The organism is gamma proteobacterium symbiont of Scutellera amethystina, from assembly GCF_059730845.1.
Map to the genome: position 1 here is coordinate 2,594,136 of NZ_AP035935.1, position 16,158 is coordinate 2,610,293.

Here is a 16,158-nt window from a genome sequence, read left to right on the forward strand (position 1 = left end):
TGAAAAACGTGCAATTTGTTTTGACCAGATGGTCTGTTTTGGACCAGTCACTCAGGATTCACTACGTCGCCAATTTTAACTGATTGTTATATATCACTTTTAAAATTGTGGCACAGGCTTTGCAATTTTGTGATCGAGCGCCGCCCGCAGGATGCGTGCAGGATGCAACGCAGCGCGTGAAGCAATCCATGTTCAATGCAGAGAGGTTTCACATGAAAATTGGCGTTTTCGTTCCGATTGGCAACAATGGCTGGCTCATCTCCACGCATGCCCCGCAATACAAGCCGACCTTTGAGCTCAACAAAGCGATTGTGCTCAAGGCTGAGCACTATCACTTCGACTTTGCCCTGTCGATGATTAAGCTGCGCGGCTTCGGCGGCAAAACCGAATTCTGGGACCACAACCTGGAGTCCTTCACCCTGATGGCCGGGCTGGCCGCGGTGACCTCACGCATTGAAATCTACGCCACCGCCGCCACCCTGACGCTGCCGCCCGCCATCGTGGCGCGCATGGCCGCCACCATCGACTCCATCTCGGGCGGCCGCTTCGGCGTCAATCTGGTCACCGGCTGGCAGAAGCCGGAGTATGAGCAGATGGGGCTGTGGCCGGGCGATGAATATTTTGCCAGCCGCTACAACTACCTGACGGAGTACGTCACGGTGCTGCGCGACCTGTGGGGCACTGGCCAGAGCGACTTCAAAGGTGAGTTCTTCACCATGAACGACTGTCGCGTCAGTCCGCAGCCGCAGAAGCCGATGAAGGTGATTTGCGCCGGTCAAAGTGATGCCGGCATGGCCTTTTCGGCGCAATACGCTGATTACAACTTCTGCTTCGGCAAGGGCGTCAATACCCCGACCGCCTTTGCGCCCACCGCCGCACGCATGAAACAGGCCGCGGACAAAACCGGGCGCGACGTCGGTTCCTACGTGCTGTTTATGATTATCGCCGCCGAAAGCGACGAAGCCGCGCGCGCCAAATGGGAACACTACAAAGCCGGCGCAGACGAGGAGGCCCTCGCCTGGCTCACCACGCAGAGCCAGCAGGACACCAAATCCGGCAGCGACACCAATGTGCGCCAGATGGCCGATCCGACCTCTGCCGTCAACATCAATATGGGCACGCTGGTCGGCTCCTATGCCAGCGTGGCACGCATGCTGGATGAAGTGGCGCTGGTGGAAGGCACCGGAGGCGTGCTGCTGACCTTTGATGATTTCCTGCAGGGCATTGAAGATTTTGGTGAACGTATCCAGCCGCTGATGGCGTGCCGCCGCGCGCTGATTGACGCCCACAAGGAGGTTGCATAATGAATACCGTCGTTTGTGCCCACAGCAGCAGCCAGCCTGCAGTGACTCTGCCGGCGCGCCCGGAAGCCATCGCCCTGCCGCCGGCGCAAAGCGCGCTGATTGTGGTGGATATGCAGAACGCCTACGCCAGCCAGGGCGGCTATCTCGATCTGGCCGGGTTTGATGTCTCCGCTACCCAGCCAGTTATAGCCCGGATTCATCAGGCGGTCACCGCCGCCCGCGCGGCAGGGATGCAGATCATCTGGTTCCAGAACGGCTGGGATAATCAGTATGTCGAAGCCGGTGACGCCGGTTCGCCTAATTTCCATAAATCCAACGCACTGAAAACCATGCGTCAGCGGCCAGAGCTGCACGGCACGCTGCTGGCAAAAGGCGGCTGGGATTATGCGCTGGTGGATGAGCTGGTGCCGCAAGCAGGCGATATTGTGCTGCCCAAACCGCGCTACAGCGGCTTTTTCAACACGCCGCTCGACAGCATGCTGCGCAGCCGCGGTATTCGTCATCTGGTGTTTACCGGCATTGCCACCAACGTCTGCGTGGAATCGACGCTGCGCGACGGCTTTTTCCTCGAGTATTTCGGCGTGGTGCTGGCAGATGCCACCCATCAGGCCGGACCGTCGTTTGCTCAGCAGGCGGCGCTGTTCAACATTGAAACCTTTTTTGGCTGGGTCAGCGATACCGACACCTTCTGCGAGGCGCTGAAGTCGTAACCGCCGTTTCACCTGCACGCTTAATAATAAGGACTCTGAGTCATGCCTAAAACAGTGATTATTCCTCCCGGCACCACGACGCCTATCGCTCCGTTTGTGCCCGGCACCTTAGCCGATGGCGTGGTGTATGTTTCCGGTACGCTGCCGTTCGATGCCGACAACAACGTGGTGCACGTCGGGGATGCGGCGGCGCAAACCCGCCACGTGCTGGAGACCATCAAAAAAGTGATCGAGACCGCCGGTGGCAGCCTGCAGGACGTCACTTTCAACTCGATTTTCATCACCGACTGGAGCAACTACGCGGCGGTAAACCAAGTGTATGCCGACTATTTCCCCGGCGACAAACCGGCGCGCTTCTGTATTCAGTGCGGTCTGGTGAAACCCGATGCGCTGATTGAAATCGCCAGCGTGGCACACATTGGCCGGCAGGAGGCGTAATGCATCTGGACATTCAGGGATTAAGCGCGCCCGACGCGCCGACGCTGGTACTGTCGTCCGGGCTGGGCGGCGTGGCCGCTTTCTGGCAACCGCAGCTGGCGGCACTGACGCCGCACTATCGCGTGGTGACCTACGATCAGCGCGGCACCGGTCGCAGCCCCGATGCGCTGCCGGAAGGTTACAGCATGGCGATGATGGCAGCGGAACTGGCCGACGCGCTGGCGGAGCATGGCATCGAACAGTATGACATCGTGGGCCATGCGCTTGGCGGGCTGATTGGCCTGCAGCTGGCGCTCGATTATCCGCAGCGCGTGGGACGTGTGGTGGTGATTAACGGCTGGCTGGCGCTGGATGCCCATACCGAGCGCTGCTTCCAGGTGCGCCAGGATCTGCTGCTCAACGTTGGTGTGGAAGCGTTTGTGCGCGCGCAGCCGCTGTTTCTTTATCCGGCCGAATGGCTGGCACGCCATCAGTCGCGCATCAGCGCGGAGGATGTGCATCACGTGGCGCATTTCCAGGGCATGGAGAACCTGCTGCGGCGTCTGCACGCGCTGAAATCGGTCGATTTCCGTCCGCACGCCTCGCGAATCACCCAGCCGGTGCTGGCGATATGCAGTCAGGATGACCTGCTGGTGCCGTGGAGCTGCTCGCCGCAGCTGGCGCAGGCGCTGCCCAACGGCAGCCTGATTGAGATGCCGTGGGGCGGCCATGCCATGAGCGTGACCGATGCCGACAACTTTAATGCGCTGCTGCTGCACTGGCTGGCGGACACCGCCACGCCGGCTCGCCGCGCCAGCTAATCACGGAGCCGATGATGAGCGTACATGAACTGCCTCTGCTGCCCGAAGTGAGCCAGCAGGCTTTCCGCGATGCCATGTCCGGCCTGGGCGCGGCGGTCAATATCATCACCACCGACGGTCCCGCCGGACGCGCCGGTTTTACCGCCACCGCGGTGTGCAGCGTCAGTGATACGCCGCCGACGCTGCTGGTTTGCCTCAATCGCAACGCGTCGGTGTGGCCTCTTTTCCGCGATAACGGCGTGCTGTGCGTGAACACGCTGGCCGCCGGGCAGGAGTCATTGTCGACGCTGTTTGGCGGCAAAACCCCGATGACCGAACGTTTCGCCGCCGCCCGCTGGCATACGCAGCGCAGCGGCGCACCGCTGCTGCAGGGGGCGCTGATGGCGTTCGACTGCACCATCACGCAGGTCGTCAGCGTGGCGACACACGACATTCTGTTTTGCAACGTGATGGCGCTGGAGCGCCATGATGCCCAGCCCGGTCTGATGTGGTTTGACCGTCGCTACCATGCCCTTTCACGGCAGGACGCCCGCTAACGCCGCACCGTGCGGCCCGGTTCGACCACTACCCTGGAGAAGACGATGGCGAGTTCCTGGTTCCCCCGCTGGCAGAAAAAGTCAGCCATGAGCGATAACGGGCTGATTGCCCCCGACGAGACCCTGCCGCTTGGGCAGACGTTCGTGCTGGGCCTGCAGCATGCGGTAGCAATGTTTGGCGCAACGGTGCTGATGCCGCTGCTAATGGGGCTGGACCCCAATCTGGCGATTCTGGTTTCCGGTATCGGCACCCTGCTGTTCTTTGTCATTACCGGTGGTCGCGTGCCGAGTTATCTCGGATCGAGCGCCGCGTTTGTCGGCGTGGTGATCGCCATTACCGGCTTCAACGGTCAGGGGCTCAATCCCAACCTGGCGCTGGCGCTGGGCGGCGTTATTGCCTGCGGCGCGCTCTACACGCTGATTGGCCTGGTGGTGATGAAAGTCGGTACTGGCTGGATTGAACGGCTGATGCCACCGGTGGTAACCGGTGCGGTAGTGATGGCCATCGGCCTTAACCTGGCACCGATTGCGGTGCACAGCGTCTCCGCCTCGATGTTTGATAGCTGGATGGCGGTGATGACGGTGCTGTGCATCGGGCTGGTGGCGGTGTTCACCCGCGGCATGGTGCAGCGGCTGCTGATTCTGGTCGGGCTGATTGTCGCCTGGGCGCTGTACACTCTGCTGACCAATGTGATGGGCTTCGGCAAGCCGGTTGATTTCAGCCGCGTGGCCAGCGCCGCATGGTTTGGTCTGCCGCACACCACCGCGCCGGTATTTGATATGCAGGCAATCGTGATGATCGCACCGGTGGCGATTATTCTGGTGGCGGAGAACCTCGGCCATATTAAAGCGGTGGCGGGCATGACCGGACGCAATCTCGATCCGTGGATGGGACGCGCGTTCGTCGGCGACGGCCTGGCAACCATGCTGTCCGGCTCCATCGGCGGCAGCGGCGTCACCACCTATGCCGAAAACATTGGCGTGATGGCGGTGACCAAAGTCTACTCCACGCTGGCGTTTGTCGCTGCGGCGCTGATTGCGCTGGTGCTGGGCTTTTCGCCTAAGTTCGGCGCGCTCATCCACACCATTCCCGGCCCGGTGATTGGCGGCGCTTCAATTGTGGTGTTTGGCTTAATCGCTGTGGCCGGCGCACGTATCTGGGTGCAAAACCATGTCGATTTTAGCCAGAACAGCAATCTGATTATGGTGGCCACCACGCTGGTGCTCGGCGCCGGGGATTTTGCGCTGAAGATTGGCAGCTTTACCCTCGGCGGCATCGGCACGGCCACCTTCGGTGCCATCATCCTCAACGCAATTCTGCAGCGACGCGGTGCCGCGCTGACCCAGCCGGCGGCGCGCCCGCAGCCTTAAGGCTTCTGCGGTGCCTGCTCCGGCACCGCTTTTTTGCGCCGCAGGCGCAGTTCACTGACAATCACCCCGCAGACAATCAGTGCGCCGCCCAGCAGCGCCGCCGCCGGTAACCGTTCGCCGGCAATGCGTCCGACCACACCGGCCCACACCGGCTCGCCGGCATAAATCACCGTGGCGCGCGTCGGCGAGACGCTGCGCTGCGCCCAGTTCATGGTGACCTGAATCATCGCGCTGGCCGCGCCGAGGCCCAGCGCGCTGAACAGCAGCGGCGCCGATAGCGTGGGTAAAGATTCGCCGTTGGGCAGCATCAGCACGAAGGCGCAGGCCGAGGCCACCAGCAGCTGTACCAGCGTCACGCGGCGCACATCGACCTGCCCGGCGTAGCGGCTGATAAGAATGATCTCGGCGGCAATGGCGAGGGTGCTGAGCAGCGTGGCGATCTCACCGGCATTCAGCGTCAGGCTGCCATCCTGCGGACCCGCCACCAGCACCAGACCGGTGAACGCCAGCAAAATGCCCAGCCACGCCATCAGGCCCGGCGGCCGGCGCAGAAACAGCCATTGCAACAGCGGCACCACCGGCACGTAAAGTGCCGTCAGAAACGCCGACTGGCTGCTGGAAATGGTTTGCATACCCCAGGTTTGCAATCCGTAACCGCCGGCAATCGCCACGCCAATCAGCGCACCCGCTTTGATTTCCAGCCAGGTAATGTGACGCAAATAGCGGCGAAAGAAAAAGGCCAGCAGCAGCGAGGCGGTAGCGAAACGCAGCCCGACAAAAAAGAACGGCCCCGAGTGTGCCATGGCGCGATGCACCACCAGAAAGGTGCCACCCCAGACCATAGTGATAAAAATAAGTACCAGCTCCTGACGCGTAATACGCAGGCTGAGGCGGGAAGTGGAAGCAGACATAACGCACCAGAATAGAGGACTGGCGCACATTTTTGCTGATTAGCCGGGCAAATTGCAATCATTGTAACCGCCGGGCGTACCCGGCGGCCGGGGAAACCGTCACAGACGCACTATTTTTTCGCGCGGCTGCGTCCCCCCTTTTCACCTGCTTCGGCAGCACGCTGCGGATCATTTCTGAAATTCCCGCCGCTGTTTTTACCGCCTTTACGACCCGCTTCCGCGGCCCTTTCGCGATCTTCCGCGAAGTTGCCTGATCCTCCACGATGTTGAGCCATCATTTCCTCCAGGTATTGAGCATAGGTGGTGAAGACATTTCACTGCGCTAACAGTGTCAGGTCAGGTGCGTAATATCTCGCCACACCCGCTTAAAGCATAGCCAATGGATGCGCACAATCAGGCACATATTCATACTTTGCAACAGATAAACCGCTTAGTATCGCTTTTATGGCAAGATATTAAGCTGAAAAACAAGCGGTTAGCGGCAGAAGTCGCAGCGCGATCTCCGTGACTGTTCAATGGCTGACCAGCATAGCGCGCAGCCTCTTCTATACTTCTTTCTGTTCCTTACACCACAGGATGAAAACACGATGGCAAAAATTCTGGTGCTTTATTACTCCATGTATGGACATATCGAGACCATGGCTAACGCGGTGGCGGACGGTGCGAAGAGCGTGAGCGGTGCCGAAGTCACCATTCTGCGCGTGCCGGAAAGTATGGATGCCGAACGGTTTGCTCAGGTCGGCGGGAAGGTTAATCAGCCGGCGGCGGAAGCCAAACCGGACGACCTGCCGCAGTACGATGCCATCATCGTCGGCACCCCGACGCGCTTCGGCAACATGTCCGGTCAGATGCGTAATTTCTGGGACCGCACCGGCGGCCTGTGGGCCTCTGGCGCGCTGTACGGCAAGATTGCCAGCGTGTTTGCGTCTACCGGCACTGGCGGCGGTCAGGAGCAGACTATCACCTCGGTGTGGACCACCCTGGCACATCACGGCATGGTGATTGTGCCCATCGGCTACGGCACCAAAGAGTTATTTGATATTTCGCAGGTGCGTGGCGGTACGCCATATGGCGCAACCACGCTGGCGGGCGGTGATGGATCGCGCCAGCCCTCGGCGGAAGAACTGGAAATTGCCCGTTATCAGGGCCAATACGTCGCCGGTCTGGCGGTAAAACTGAAAGGATAAATTCCCAACAGGAGAGAGTTATGGCAACAGAACAGTTTAAAGCTCACCACGTGGGCGAATGGGCGACCTTACGTCACACCTCACCGGAAATCGCTGAAGCAATTTTCGAAGTGGCGAATTATGACGAACGGCTTGCCGAAGAGATCTGGCGCCAGCAAGGCAGCGATGAGGTGTTATTCCGCGCGTTTGAGAAAACCGACCAGGACGTCCTGACGTGGGACGATAAGCCGGTCGAACGTAAAAACATCTGAAGCACAGGCGGGCATGTCCCGCCTTCTCATTTTTAGCCGTCAGGGAGCTTTTATGTCAGCCTATCAAAGCATTAATCCGGCCAATAATCAGCTGCTGAAAACCTGGCCATCACACGATGACAGCTACGCGCAGCAGGCGCTGCACACCGCCGATGCGCTCTACCATTCGCCGTGGAGCAAAGGCGATATTCAGCCGCGTCTGCAGGTGCTGCAGCGTCTGGCAGAGTTGATCGACCAGCGCAGCGAAGAGCTGGCCACCATCGCCAGCAAAGAGATGGGTAAGCTGATTGGCCAGAGCCGCGGCGAAGTGAAAATTTGCGCCAGCATCGCGCGCTATTATGCCGAACACGCGGCAAGGCTGTTACAGGCCCAGCCCTATCTCAGCGATGTCGGTGATGCCTGGCTCGAATACCATCCGATTGGCGTGGTGGTGGCCGTCGAGCCGTGGAATTTCCCGTATTATCAGCTGATGCGCGTGCTGGCACCGAACCTGGCACTGGGCAACCCGGTGCTGGCGAAACATGCCAACATTGTGCCGCACTGCGCCGACGTGTTTGAAAAGCTGGTGCTGGAAGCCGGTGCGCCGCAGGGCGCGTGGACCAATCTGTTTATCTCTAACCAGCAGGTGGCCGATCTGATTGCCGATCCGCGCGTGCAGGGTGTGGCGCTCACCGGTTCAGAGCGCGCCGGCAGCGCGGTGGCTGAGCAGGCCGGTAAGCACCTGAAAAAATCCACGCTCGAGTTGGGCGGTAACGATGTGTTTGTGGTGCTGGACGATGCCGACATCGATGAAGCGGTGCGCCAGGGGGCGCAGGCGCGGCTCAGCAACTGCGGTCAGGTGTGTACCGCGGCCAAGCGCTTTATTCTGCATGAAAAGATTGCCGATCGCTTTATGGCTAAGTTTAGCGCGGCGCTGCAATCCGCGACGCCTGGCGATCCATTAGATGAAAAAACCACGCTGGGGCCGCTGTCGTCACAGGATGCACGTGACCGACTGGTGAAACAGGTGGACGAGGCGGTGGCGCATGGCGCACGCGTGGAATGCGGCGGACGCGTAATCGACGGCGTCGGCTGCTACTACCAGCCAACCATCCTGACCGGCCTGACGCCGGATAACCCGGCTTACTATCAGGAGTTTTTCGGCCCGGTGGCGCAGGTATATGTGGTGGCGGACGATCGTGCTGCCGTGGCACTGGCCAACGACTCACACTACGGTTTGGGCGGTTCCGTGTGGACGCGGGACATTGCGCGCGGACGCAACATGGCTTCGCAGATTGAGACCGGCATGGTGTTTATCAATTCGCAGAGCGATACCGCGGCTGAGCTGCCGTTCGGCGGCGTGAAGCGTTCCGGCTATGGCCGTGAACTATCGGATCTCGGGCTGAAGGAGTTTGCTAACCAGAAACTGGTCGTGGTAGCCGGTTAAGCGGCATAAAACCACCGTTGAACTGAACGGTGGTTTTTTCGATTCACTGCGGTGTGCGTCAATGCGCAGCCGGTAACAACACAGCAGGGTCGCCGTGCATGGCGACCCTGCTGGCGTTTTAGTTGCTGGCCGCTGCCGGCTGTTGCGCGGGTTTAGCGTCCGCCTCCGGCTTCGCCGGCGCTGCCTCAGCCTGCGCTTTCTGCGCCGCTGCGGCATCGGCTTTCGCCTTCTCCTCTGCGGCCTTCTGAGCGCTGGCCTTCTCAGCTTTGGCTTTGTCGTCCGCCGCTTTTTGCGCCGCGGCCTTGTCCGCCTTCACTTTTTCCTCAGCGGCTTTGGCGTCAGCGGCTTTCTGCGCTGCAGCTTTATCAGCCGCGGCTTTGTCAGCCGCCGCTTTATCTGCGCTGGCCTGATCCGCTTTGGCCTGTGCGTCATCGCTGGCTGCCGGCGCGGCAGCAGGCTGTGCGGCCGGTGCCGGTGCGGCTGGCTGCAGCGGCGTACCCTGCAGCGCGTTGTTCAGCGCGCTGGTGAACTGATCCCAGCTGCAGTAGCCGTTGGCGTCAGTGTCACACCCCGCCAGCTGCAGCGTAACGCGCTTCGGTGGGTTCTTCAGGCTCAGCACATCGGCATTACGCAGCTGATCCGCCGTCTGATAGACATACTCCACTTTCAGCAGATCTTTGTTGTTCTTTGCATCGTGCCAGCGTTCAAACACCACCTGGCCGCCAATCGGGGTTTTCTCGTCGTTACCCGGCAGCTCGTATGGCTTAACCTGCAGCGCGCTCAGCAATGACGCGATATTCGAATCGTGTCCGACCATCAGCGTGACTTTTGGCGCGGTGGCTTTATCCTGATCGACCAGCTGGCTACGGATGTAATCCACCAGCGGTGCGGCAACGTCACGCGCCACTTCCGGCGCGGTAAACAGCGCATCCTGATAGCCATTCTTGATCGCCGCCAGCTCTTTCCACTGTTCAGGCGTTTTGATTTGTCCCCAGGCAACCTGATCCGCCGGGAAACCTTCGTAATACTGCAGCGTAAAGGCGTCGACCAGCGAGTTACCCACTTTCAGCGGGCCATTGACGCCGGGCTCTTTGCCGTTTTCCGCGCTAAAGGTGTTGTCGCCGCTGCTCAGGTCGCACTGTTTCTTGCCGTTACAGGCCGGGGCTGATTTGTAATCCACGATTTTTTCCAGCCGCTGAAAGGCCGGCTTCAGCGCCAGCTTCTCATTGGCTGCGGTCATCGCCGCCAGCGCTTTCTTGTTAAACGCTTCGCTGCCATCGGTGATTACCGGATTGAAGATTGGGTCCATGGTGCCCATCGCATCCTGATGGGTGACAGCGATATCGCAGCCCGGGAAAGCACCGGTGACGAAATACTGCGCCGTCGCAACGGTGCGCTGCAGGCTGTTGGCATAGACAAAGATGTTGCTGCTGTCCGGACAGGTGCCGTTCTGTACCAGCCCCTGCTGGGCCAGCCACTGACGGGTGTAGTTACCCATGTAGACTTCCAGCACGCCGCCTTTGGTGGTCAGCTCACCGCCGGGCACATCCCACTGCGGCCAGCTTTTTTTCGTCGCCTGCTCCAGCACGCTGCCGTTGTTGGCCAGCGGGGCACGCAGGTTGTGACGACTCAGCATCAGGACCTGCTGCAGTTGCATGTCGCCATCCGCGGCGTAAGCGCTCATACCCATCGGCAGCGCCGCGATCACTGACAGCGCGCAAAGACTCAGTTTCTTGATCATTGTGCCTATTCCATAATTCATCAGGGAAACACTCTGGCATTCAAGCGATTAGCTCGCCAAAGAGCGAATTACCGCACAGTGTAACCCAGCTTGCCTGAGAAAATCGCCAGATGTTTGCAAAAACCGTGCATCGACTATAGCAGTAAACGCGCTGGCCGTCGGGTTACGGCAGCAGATTGAAAAGCTTCAGGATGTTTTTCAGAAGGATGGAAAGCAGAAAAGCGAAAAGCCCGCATCGCTGCGGGCTTCTCTTATATGGCGGAGGAACAGAGATTCGAACTCTGGGATGGTTTCCCATCGGCGGTTTTCAAGACCGCTGCCTTAAGCCACTCGGCCATCCCTCCTGAAATCTTTTTGTCACCTCACACTGCGAGAGTGTGAAGTGGCGGAGGAGGAGAGATTCGAACTCTCGGATGGTTTCCCATCGGCGGTTTTCAAGACCGCTGCCTTAAGCCGCTCGGCCACCCCTCCGCAATGAGGCGCACTATAAACATCCCCCCGAACGATGTAAAGCATCCAATGATTCGTTCGCCTGAAAAACAGTCAAAAATGATTTTTTTGCCGTCTTAATCGTCATTCTGCTCAGTGAAACAGCAATTTATCGCGTAAAGATGGGTAAAACGCCTTTTCTGTCCTCTGACCGTTGCGTATTCTCAGGCCATATTTGGTGTTCTCTCTCTAACAGGAGCGCATGATGGACAGAATAATTAGCTCGTCACAGCAGCAGTCGCTACTCAGCACCCATAAAGTGCTGCGCAATACTTATTTCTTACTTGGCCTGACGCTGGCGTTTTCCGCCGTCACCGCCACGCTCAGCACCGTCTACGCTCTGCCCTCGCCGGGACTGATTCTGATGCTGGTGGGCTTTTACGGATTGATGTTCCTGACCTATCGCCTGGCGAACAGTCCGGCGGGTATTCTGGCCGCGTTTGCCTTTACCGGCTTCCTTGGTTACTGCCTCGGCCCGATTCTCAGCTCGTTCCTCACCGCCGGTATGGGTGATGTTATCGCCATGGCGCTGGGCGGCACCGCGCTGGTGTTCTTCTGCTGTTCCGCCTATGTCCTGACCACGCGTCGCGACATGTCTTTCCTTGGCGGCATGATGATGGCCGGCTTTGTGGTGCTGCTGGTGGCCGTGGTTGCCAATATCTTCCTGCAGCTGCCCGCGCTGCACCTGGCGATCAGCGCCCTGTTTATTCTGTTCTCTGCCGGTGCCATTTTGTGGGAAACCAGCAACATCATTCAGGGCGGTGAAACCAACTACATTCGCGCCACCGTCAGCCTGTATGTCTCGCTGTACAACATCTTTGTCAGCCTGCTGAGCCTGCTGGGCTTCGCCAACCGCGACTAAGACGTAACGCACGCACCGTTAAACCCCGCTCCGGCGGGGTTTTTGCTTTTTATCCGCCGCCGCCTTTACAATAGCGCGCTGACGATATGAGGAAATAATGTGATTTTTGCCGGTAAAGAGATTGCCACTGACGCAGAAGGCTATCTGAAAAATAGCGCCGACTGGAGTGAAGCGCTGGCGCAGGCCATCGCCCAGCAGGAAGCGATTGAGATGAGTGAAGCGCACTGGGAAGTGGTGCACTTTGTGCGTGATTTTTATCAGCAGTTTAATACCTCGCCGGCGGTGCGCATGCTGGTCAAGGCCATGGCGCAAAAGTATGGCGAAGAGAAAGGCAACAGCCGCTATCTGTTTCGCCTGTTCCCGGAAGGTCCGGCCAAACAGGCCACTAAAATCGCTGGCCTGCCAAAACCGGCGAAGTGTCTGTGATCACCCGGTAGTAAACCGCGTCGGCCGCTCCGCCAGCTGATGCGGCTCCACCAGCACCTTATCGACCCGGGCACTGGGCGGTCCGCCTGCCTTCAGCCATGCAATCAGTGACTCCACCTGCTGCGCTTCTCCCGCCGCCAGCACCTCCACGCTGCCATCCGCCAGATTATGCGCATAGCCGGTGACGCCCAGCGCGTTCGCCTGCGCCTGGGTGTAATAACGGAAGCCCACGCCCTGCACCCTGCCGTGAACCCAGATTTTGTAACCTGTCGTCGCCATGGCGATCTCCCCTTTGTGCGTTGCATTTTGCCGCCATCCACCGGAAAATGGCGCCTCATTTTTTCAGGTAAGCATAGCAAACATGACCGTTCGATTGATTCTCGCTAAGGGACGTGAAAAATCCCTGCTCCGCCGCCATCCGTGGGTGTTCTCCGGGGCCGTTGCCCGTATGGAAGGTAAAGCCCAGTCGGGTGAAACCATTGATATCTGTGACAGCAACGGCAAATGGCTGGCCCGCGCCGCCTACTCTCCTCAGTCACAAATTCGCGCGCGCGTCTGGAGCTGGCAGCAGGATGAGTCAATCGACATCGCCTTCTTTGTGCGCACGCTGCAAAAAGCCCAGCAGTGGCGCGACTGGCTGGCGCAGCGCGACGGGCTGGACAGCTATCGCCTGATTGCCGGCGAGTCCGATGGACTGCCGGGCGTCACGATTGATCGCTTCGGTAATTTCCTCGTGCTGCAACTGCTGTCGGCCGGGGCGGAGTATCAGCGCCCGGCTCTCGTCTCGGCGCTGCAGCAGTTCTATCCCGACTGCGCCATCTACGACCGCTCTGACGTGGCAGTGCGCAAGAAAGAGGGCCTGGAGCTGGCGCAGGGTCCGGTAAGCGGTGAACTGCCGCCTGCGCTGCTGCCGATTACCGAGCACGGTATGCAGCTGCTGGTAGATATTCAGGGCGGTCACAAAACCGGTTATTACCTCGATCAGCGCGACAGCCGTTTTGCCACCCGTCGTTACGCGGAAAATGCCCGCGTGCTTAACTGCTTCTCCTACACCGGCGGCTTTGCGGTCTCTGCCCTGCTTGGCGGCTGCCGGGAAGTGATCAGCGTGGATACCTCGCAGGACGCCCTTGACGTAGCAAAACAGAACGTGGCGCTTAACGGGCTGGATGTCTCACGCGCGCAGTTCCTGCGTGACGATGTGTTCAAACTGCTGCGTCGCTACCGCGACAGCGGCGAGAAGTTCGACATGATCGTCATGGATCCGCCGAAATTCGTTGAGAATAAAAACCAGCTGATGGGTGCCTGCCGCGGCTATAAAGACATCAACATGCTGGCAATGCAGCTGCTGAATCCGGGCGGCATTCTGCTGACCTTCTCCTGTTCCGGGCTGATGGCCACCGAGCTGTTCCAGAAAATTATCGCCGATGCCGCTGTTGATGCCGGTCGTGATGTACAATTTATAGAGCAGTTCCGTCAGGCAGCCGACCATCCGGTGATCGCCAGCTATCCTGAAGGGCTTTATCTGAAAGGCTTTGCCTGTCGCGTGCTGTGACTTGAAAACGCTGTCCCTGCCCCCATATCGGTGGCAGGGCAAAGTTTTGGGAGGTCACAATGATTGCCAGTAAATTTGGAATTGGACAGCAGGTCCGGCACCGTCTCTCCGGGGTGCTCGGCGTGATTGTGGATGTCGACCCGGAGTATTCGCTGGACGATCCACAGCTGGATGAGGTTGGCGCGACGGAATCGCTGCGTGCGGCCCCCTGGTATCACGTGGTGATGGAAGATGAGGAAGGCGAACAGGTGCATACCTATATCGCTGAGATTCAGCTGGCCGGCGAAACCTCGTTCGAACATCCGGAACAGCCATCCATGGATGAGCTGGCCGCCTCGATCCGCCAGCAGCTGCAGGCACCCAGCCTGCGGCATTAAGGGTACGGCGACGCCGCGTCGCCGTTTGTCTTTACCGCATCACGCCCAGCCGCGGGATTTCTATCTTCGGGCAGCGATCCATCACTACCGTCAGCCCGGCATCACGCGCCAGCACTGCCGCCTGCTCATTGATCACGCCCAGCTGCAGCCACAGGGTTTTGGCTCCGATAGCAATCGCTTCCTGCGCCACGCCCCATGCCGCTTCGGAATTGCGGAACACATCCACCATGTCGATCTTGCCCGGAATCTCCGCCAGCGTGCCATATACGGTCTGGCCCAGCAGCTGCTGTCCCGCCAGCTTCGGGCTCACCGGCACCACGTCATAACCCTGATCGAGCAGATATTTCATTACGCCATAGCTGGCACGCTCAGTGCGATCGCTGGCACCGACCAGCGCGATGCGTTGGGTTTGCGTCAGGACATCGCGAATCGTTTGATCGTTCATGTTTTTCTCCTTGTTCACTCGCCTGAGTGTAGATGCCATTGCGCGCTAAAGTGCAAGCGCAGCGCACGAAAAGTTTGCGCGGCGACACGAATAAATATGTTAAAATGTAAATTAACTGCCATAATGTAATAATTTGCTACACATCGCCCTTTTTCCCCTGTTCCGGGAGTTGAAATGAAGCTGTCTCTGGCTGTTACGGGTTTGCTGTTGCTGCTCGTATCGGCAACCTGCCATGCCATCACCCTGAAGCTCGATCCGCAGATCGACCTGCTGGTGCTGGATGGGCGCAAAATCTCAGGTTCGCTGCTGAAAGGCGCGGACAGCCTTGAGCTGGAGCGCGGTCAGCATCAGTTTCTGTTTCGCGTGGATAAACCCTGCGCCGATGCCACCCACTTCCGCTCAGAACTGATGATCGTCACCTTCACTGCCGACGCCCATTCCGTAGCGATTCGCCTGCCGGCGCTGAATAACCGCCGCGAACGCAGCCTGTTTGATAAATCGTTAAATTTTCAGCTGATTGATGAGCGTGGTAATGAAATAGCCAGCATTCGCGATCGGTTGCCGGGTGAGAGCAGCGGCAATGTTGAACAGGCGATGATCAATTACAACCGTACGGCACAGGCGGCCAGCGTGCCGCGTTTTGCGCTGCAGGCGGCCAGCGTACCGGACGCCAGTCTCAGTCTGGATATGGTATGGCAGGACGCCAGTAATTTGCCCGCGCTGCAACGCTGGCTGCAGCGTGTTGATGCCGCCACGCGGCAGCGTTTTATCAGTTGGGTGAAAACCCTACGCGCAAGTTGATAGCAGCTGAACGCCAGGGGTAAACTCGTGCATTCACTACGTTTGCACGCGCCGAAACAGGAAGCCCCATGGAGCAGACCGTTCGTACCCTGAAAGTTCAGAAACACATCGCCCTCGTTGCCCACGACCACTGCAAAGCCTCGCTGCTGGACTGGGTGAAAATCAATCAAAATGCGCTGCAACCTCACGTGCTATACGCCACCGGTACCACCGGCAACCTGATCAATCGTCACACCGGACTGGATGTGAATGCCATGCTCAGCGGGCCGATGGGCGGCGATCAGCAGGTCGGCGCGCTGATTGCTGAAGGAAAAATTGATGTGCTGTTCTTCTTCTGGGATCCGCTCAATGCAGTACCGCACGATCCGGACGTCAAAGCGCTGCTGCGCCTGGCTACCGTATGGAATATCCCGGTAGCAACCAACCGCGCCACCGCTGATTTCATTATCCATTCGCCGATGTTTGCCAGCGAAGTGACCATCCAGATCCCCGATTATCAGCGCTACCTCACGGAACGCCTGAAAGCCTGAT

The 16,158-nt window shown here is 59.1% G+C and carries 20 protein-coding genes and 2 tRNA genes; 15 read left to right on the forward strand and 7 right to left on the reverse strand.

The window, feature by feature from the left end:
• The first annotated feature begins 212 nt into the window (after window positions 1–212).
• The 6 genes from rutA to rutG are packed head-to-tail and all read left to right on the forward strand — an operon-like array spanning window position 213 to window position 5,159.
• On the forward strand, window positions 213–1,304 hold the full coding sequence (rutA, locus tag AC6I79_RS12170) for a pyrimidine utilization protein A (RefSeq protein WP_159378291.1): 1,092 nt from the start codon (window positions 213–215) through the stop codon (window positions 1,302–1,304).
• On the forward strand, window positions 1,304–2,014 hold the full coding sequence (rutB, locus tag AC6I79_RS12175; RefSeq protein ID WP_141496467.1) for a pyrimidine utilization protein B: 711 nt from the start codon (window positions 1,304–1,306) through the stop codon (window positions 2,012–2,014). Before rutA ends, rutB begins: the two co-directional genes overlap by 1 nt.
• 42 nt (window positions 2,015–2,056) lie before the next feature.
• Window positions 2,057–2,452 carry a pyrimidine utilization protein C gene (rutC, locus tag AC6I79_RS12180; RefSeq protein ID WP_021508286.1) on the forward strand — a complete coding sequence of 132 codons (396 nt, stop codon included), beginning with the start codon at window positions 2,057–2,059 and terminating at the stop codon, window positions 2,450–2,452.
• Window positions 2,452–3,252: a pyrimidine utilization protein D gene (gene rutD, locus AC6I79_RS12185; RefSeq protein WP_159378292.1), complete on the forward strand. Its 801-nt coding sequence runs from the start codon at window positions 2,452–2,454 to the stop codon at window positions 3,250–3,252. The genes rutC and rutD overlap by 1 nt, the downstream gene beginning before the upstream one ends.
• Window positions 3,253–3,266: 14 nt before the next feature.
• Complete coding sequence (gene rutF / locus AC6I79_RS12190) at window positions 3,267–3,788, forward strand: NADH-dependent FMN reductase RutF (protein WP_058769583.1); 522 nt, start codon at window positions 3,267–3,269, stop codon at window positions 3,786–3,788.
• A 45-nt stretch (window positions 3,789–3,833) separates the two neighbouring features.
• Window positions 3,834–5,159, forward strand: coding sequence for a pyrimidine utilization transport protein G (rutG, locus tag AC6I79_RS12195; protein WP_141496468.1), 1,326 nt, complete (start codon window positions 3,834–3,836; stop codon window positions 5,157–5,159).
• On the opposite strand, the gene AC6I79_RS12200 is transcribed toward rutG, so the two are convergent.
• Window positions 5,156–6,070: a DMT family transporter gene (locus AC6I79_RS12200; RefSeq protein ID WP_159378293.1), complete on the reverse strand. Its 915-nt coding sequence runs from the start codon at window positions 6,068–6,070 to the stop codon at window positions 5,156–5,158. The two genes, rutG and AC6I79_RS12200, sit on opposite strands and share 4 nt — an antisense overlap.
• Window positions 6,071–6,180: 110 nt before the next feature.
• Window positions 6,181–6,345 (reverse strand): con-10 family general stress protein, encoded by a 165-nt coding sequence (locus tag AC6I79_RS12205; protein WP_010616548.1) that lies wholly within the window; start codon window positions 6,343–6,345, stop codon window positions 6,181–6,183.
• 312 nt (window positions 6,346–6,657) lie between these two features.
• Between AC6I79_RS12205 and wrbA the strand changes: the two genes are divergently transcribed.
• From wrbA to AC6I79_RS12220, 3 genes are read left to right on the forward strand one after another with little or no spacing between them, the layout of a single operon-like run.
• Complete coding sequence (gene wrbA / locus AC6I79_RS12210) at window positions 6,658–7,257, forward strand: NAD(P)H:quinone oxidoreductase (RefSeq protein WP_021508291.1); 600 nt, start codon at window positions 6,658–6,660, stop codon at window positions 7,255–7,257.
• Between the two features lie 20 nt (window positions 7,258–7,277).
• Window positions 7,278–7,508: a YccJ family protein gene (locus AC6I79_RS12215; RefSeq protein ID WP_021508292.1), complete on the forward strand. Its 231-nt coding sequence runs from the start codon at window positions 7,278–7,280 to the stop codon at window positions 7,506–7,508.
• A 52-nt stretch (window positions 7,509–7,560) separates the two neighbouring features.
• Window positions 7,561–8,934 (forward strand): NAD-dependent succinate-semialdehyde dehydrogenase, encoded by a 1,374-nt coding sequence (locus AC6I79_RS12220; protein WP_498027310.1) that lies wholly within the window; start codon window positions 7,561–7,563, stop codon window positions 8,932–8,934.
• Window positions 8,935–9,052: 118 nt separating this feature from the next.
• On the opposite strand, the gene agp is transcribed toward AC6I79_RS12220, so the two are convergent.
• The 3 genes from agp to AC6I79_RS12235 all read right to left on the reverse strand — a co-directional run bounded on the left by agp (window position 9,053) and on the right by AC6I79_RS12235 (window position 11,146).
• Window positions 9,053–10,675 carry a bifunctional glucose-1-phosphatase/inositol phosphatase gene (agp, locus tag AC6I79_RS12225; protein ID WP_021508294.1) on the reverse strand — a complete coding sequence of 541 codons (1,623 nt, stop codon included), beginning with the start codon at window positions 10,673–10,675 and terminating at the stop codon, window positions 9,053–9,055.
• 256 nt (window positions 10,676–10,931) lie between these two features.
• Window positions 10,932–11,019 (reverse strand) — tRNA-Ser (locus tag AC6I79_RS12230).
• A 39-nt stretch (window positions 11,020–11,058) separates the two neighbouring features.
• Window positions 11,059–11,146: transfer RNA gene (locus AC6I79_RS12235), tRNA-Ser, on the reverse strand.
• A gap of 223 nt (window positions 11,147–11,369) precedes the next feature.
• Between AC6I79_RS12235 and yccA the strand changes: the two genes are divergently transcribed.
• Window positions 11,370–12,026, forward strand: a complete 657-nt coding sequence (gene yccA, locus AC6I79_RS12240) for an FtsH protease modulator YccA (RefSeq protein WP_021508295.1) — start codon at window positions 11,370–11,372, stop codon at window positions 12,024–12,026.
• Window positions 12,027–12,125: 99 nt separating this feature from the next.
• Window positions 12,126–12,452, forward strand: coding sequence for a sulfurtransferase TusE (tusE, locus tag AC6I79_RS12245; protein ID WP_010616552.1), 327 nt, complete (start codon window positions 12,126–12,128; stop codon window positions 12,450–12,452).
• On the opposite strand, the gene yccX is transcribed toward tusE, so the two are convergent.
• A complete protein-coding gene (gene yccX / locus AC6I79_RS12250; RefSeq protein ID WP_058769579.1) occupies window positions 12,453–12,731 on the reverse strand; it encodes an acylphosphatase in 279 nt (92 codons plus the stop codon). It lies immediately after the preceding gene.
• 82 nt (window positions 12,732–12,813) lie between these two features.
• Between yccX and rlmI the strand changes: the two genes are divergently transcribed.
• Together rlmI and hspQ are read left to right on the forward strand one after the other, a co-directional pair.
• On the forward strand, window positions 12,814–14,004 hold the full coding sequence (gene rlmI / locus AC6I79_RS12255) for a 23S rRNA (cytosine(1962)-C(5))-methyltransferase RlmI (protein WP_498027311.1): 1,191 nt from the start codon (window positions 12,814–12,816) through the stop codon (window positions 14,002–14,004).
• Window positions 14,005–14,063: 59 nt separating this feature from the next.
• Window positions 14,064–14,381 carry a heat shock protein HspQ gene (hspQ, locus tag AC6I79_RS12260; RefSeq protein WP_021508298.1) on the forward strand — a complete coding sequence of 106 codons (318 nt, stop codon included), beginning with the start codon at window positions 14,064–14,066 and terminating at the stop codon, window positions 14,379–14,381.
• 31 nt (window positions 14,382–14,412) lie between these two features.
• Here the strand turns inward: hspQ and AC6I79_RS12265 are convergent, their stop codons facing one another.
• Window positions 14,413–14,826, reverse strand: coding sequence for a CoA-binding protein (locus AC6I79_RS12265; protein WP_394516709.1), 414 nt, complete (start codon window positions 14,824–14,826; stop codon window positions 14,413–14,415).
• A gap of 174 nt (window positions 14,827–15,000) precedes the next feature.
• Between AC6I79_RS12265 and AC6I79_RS12270 the strand changes: the two genes are divergently transcribed.
• Window positions 15,001–15,627, forward strand: a complete 627-nt coding sequence (locus AC6I79_RS12270) for a YccT family protein (RefSeq protein WP_021508300.1) — start codon at window positions 15,001–15,003, stop codon at window positions 15,625–15,627.
• Between the two features lie 68 nt (window positions 15,628–15,695).
• Window positions 15,696–16,157, forward strand: a complete 462-nt coding sequence (locus AC6I79_RS12275; protein WP_021508301.1) for a methylglyoxal synthase — start codon at window positions 15,696–15,698, stop codon at window positions 16,155–16,157.
• Window position 16,158 lies beyond the last annotated feature (1 nt).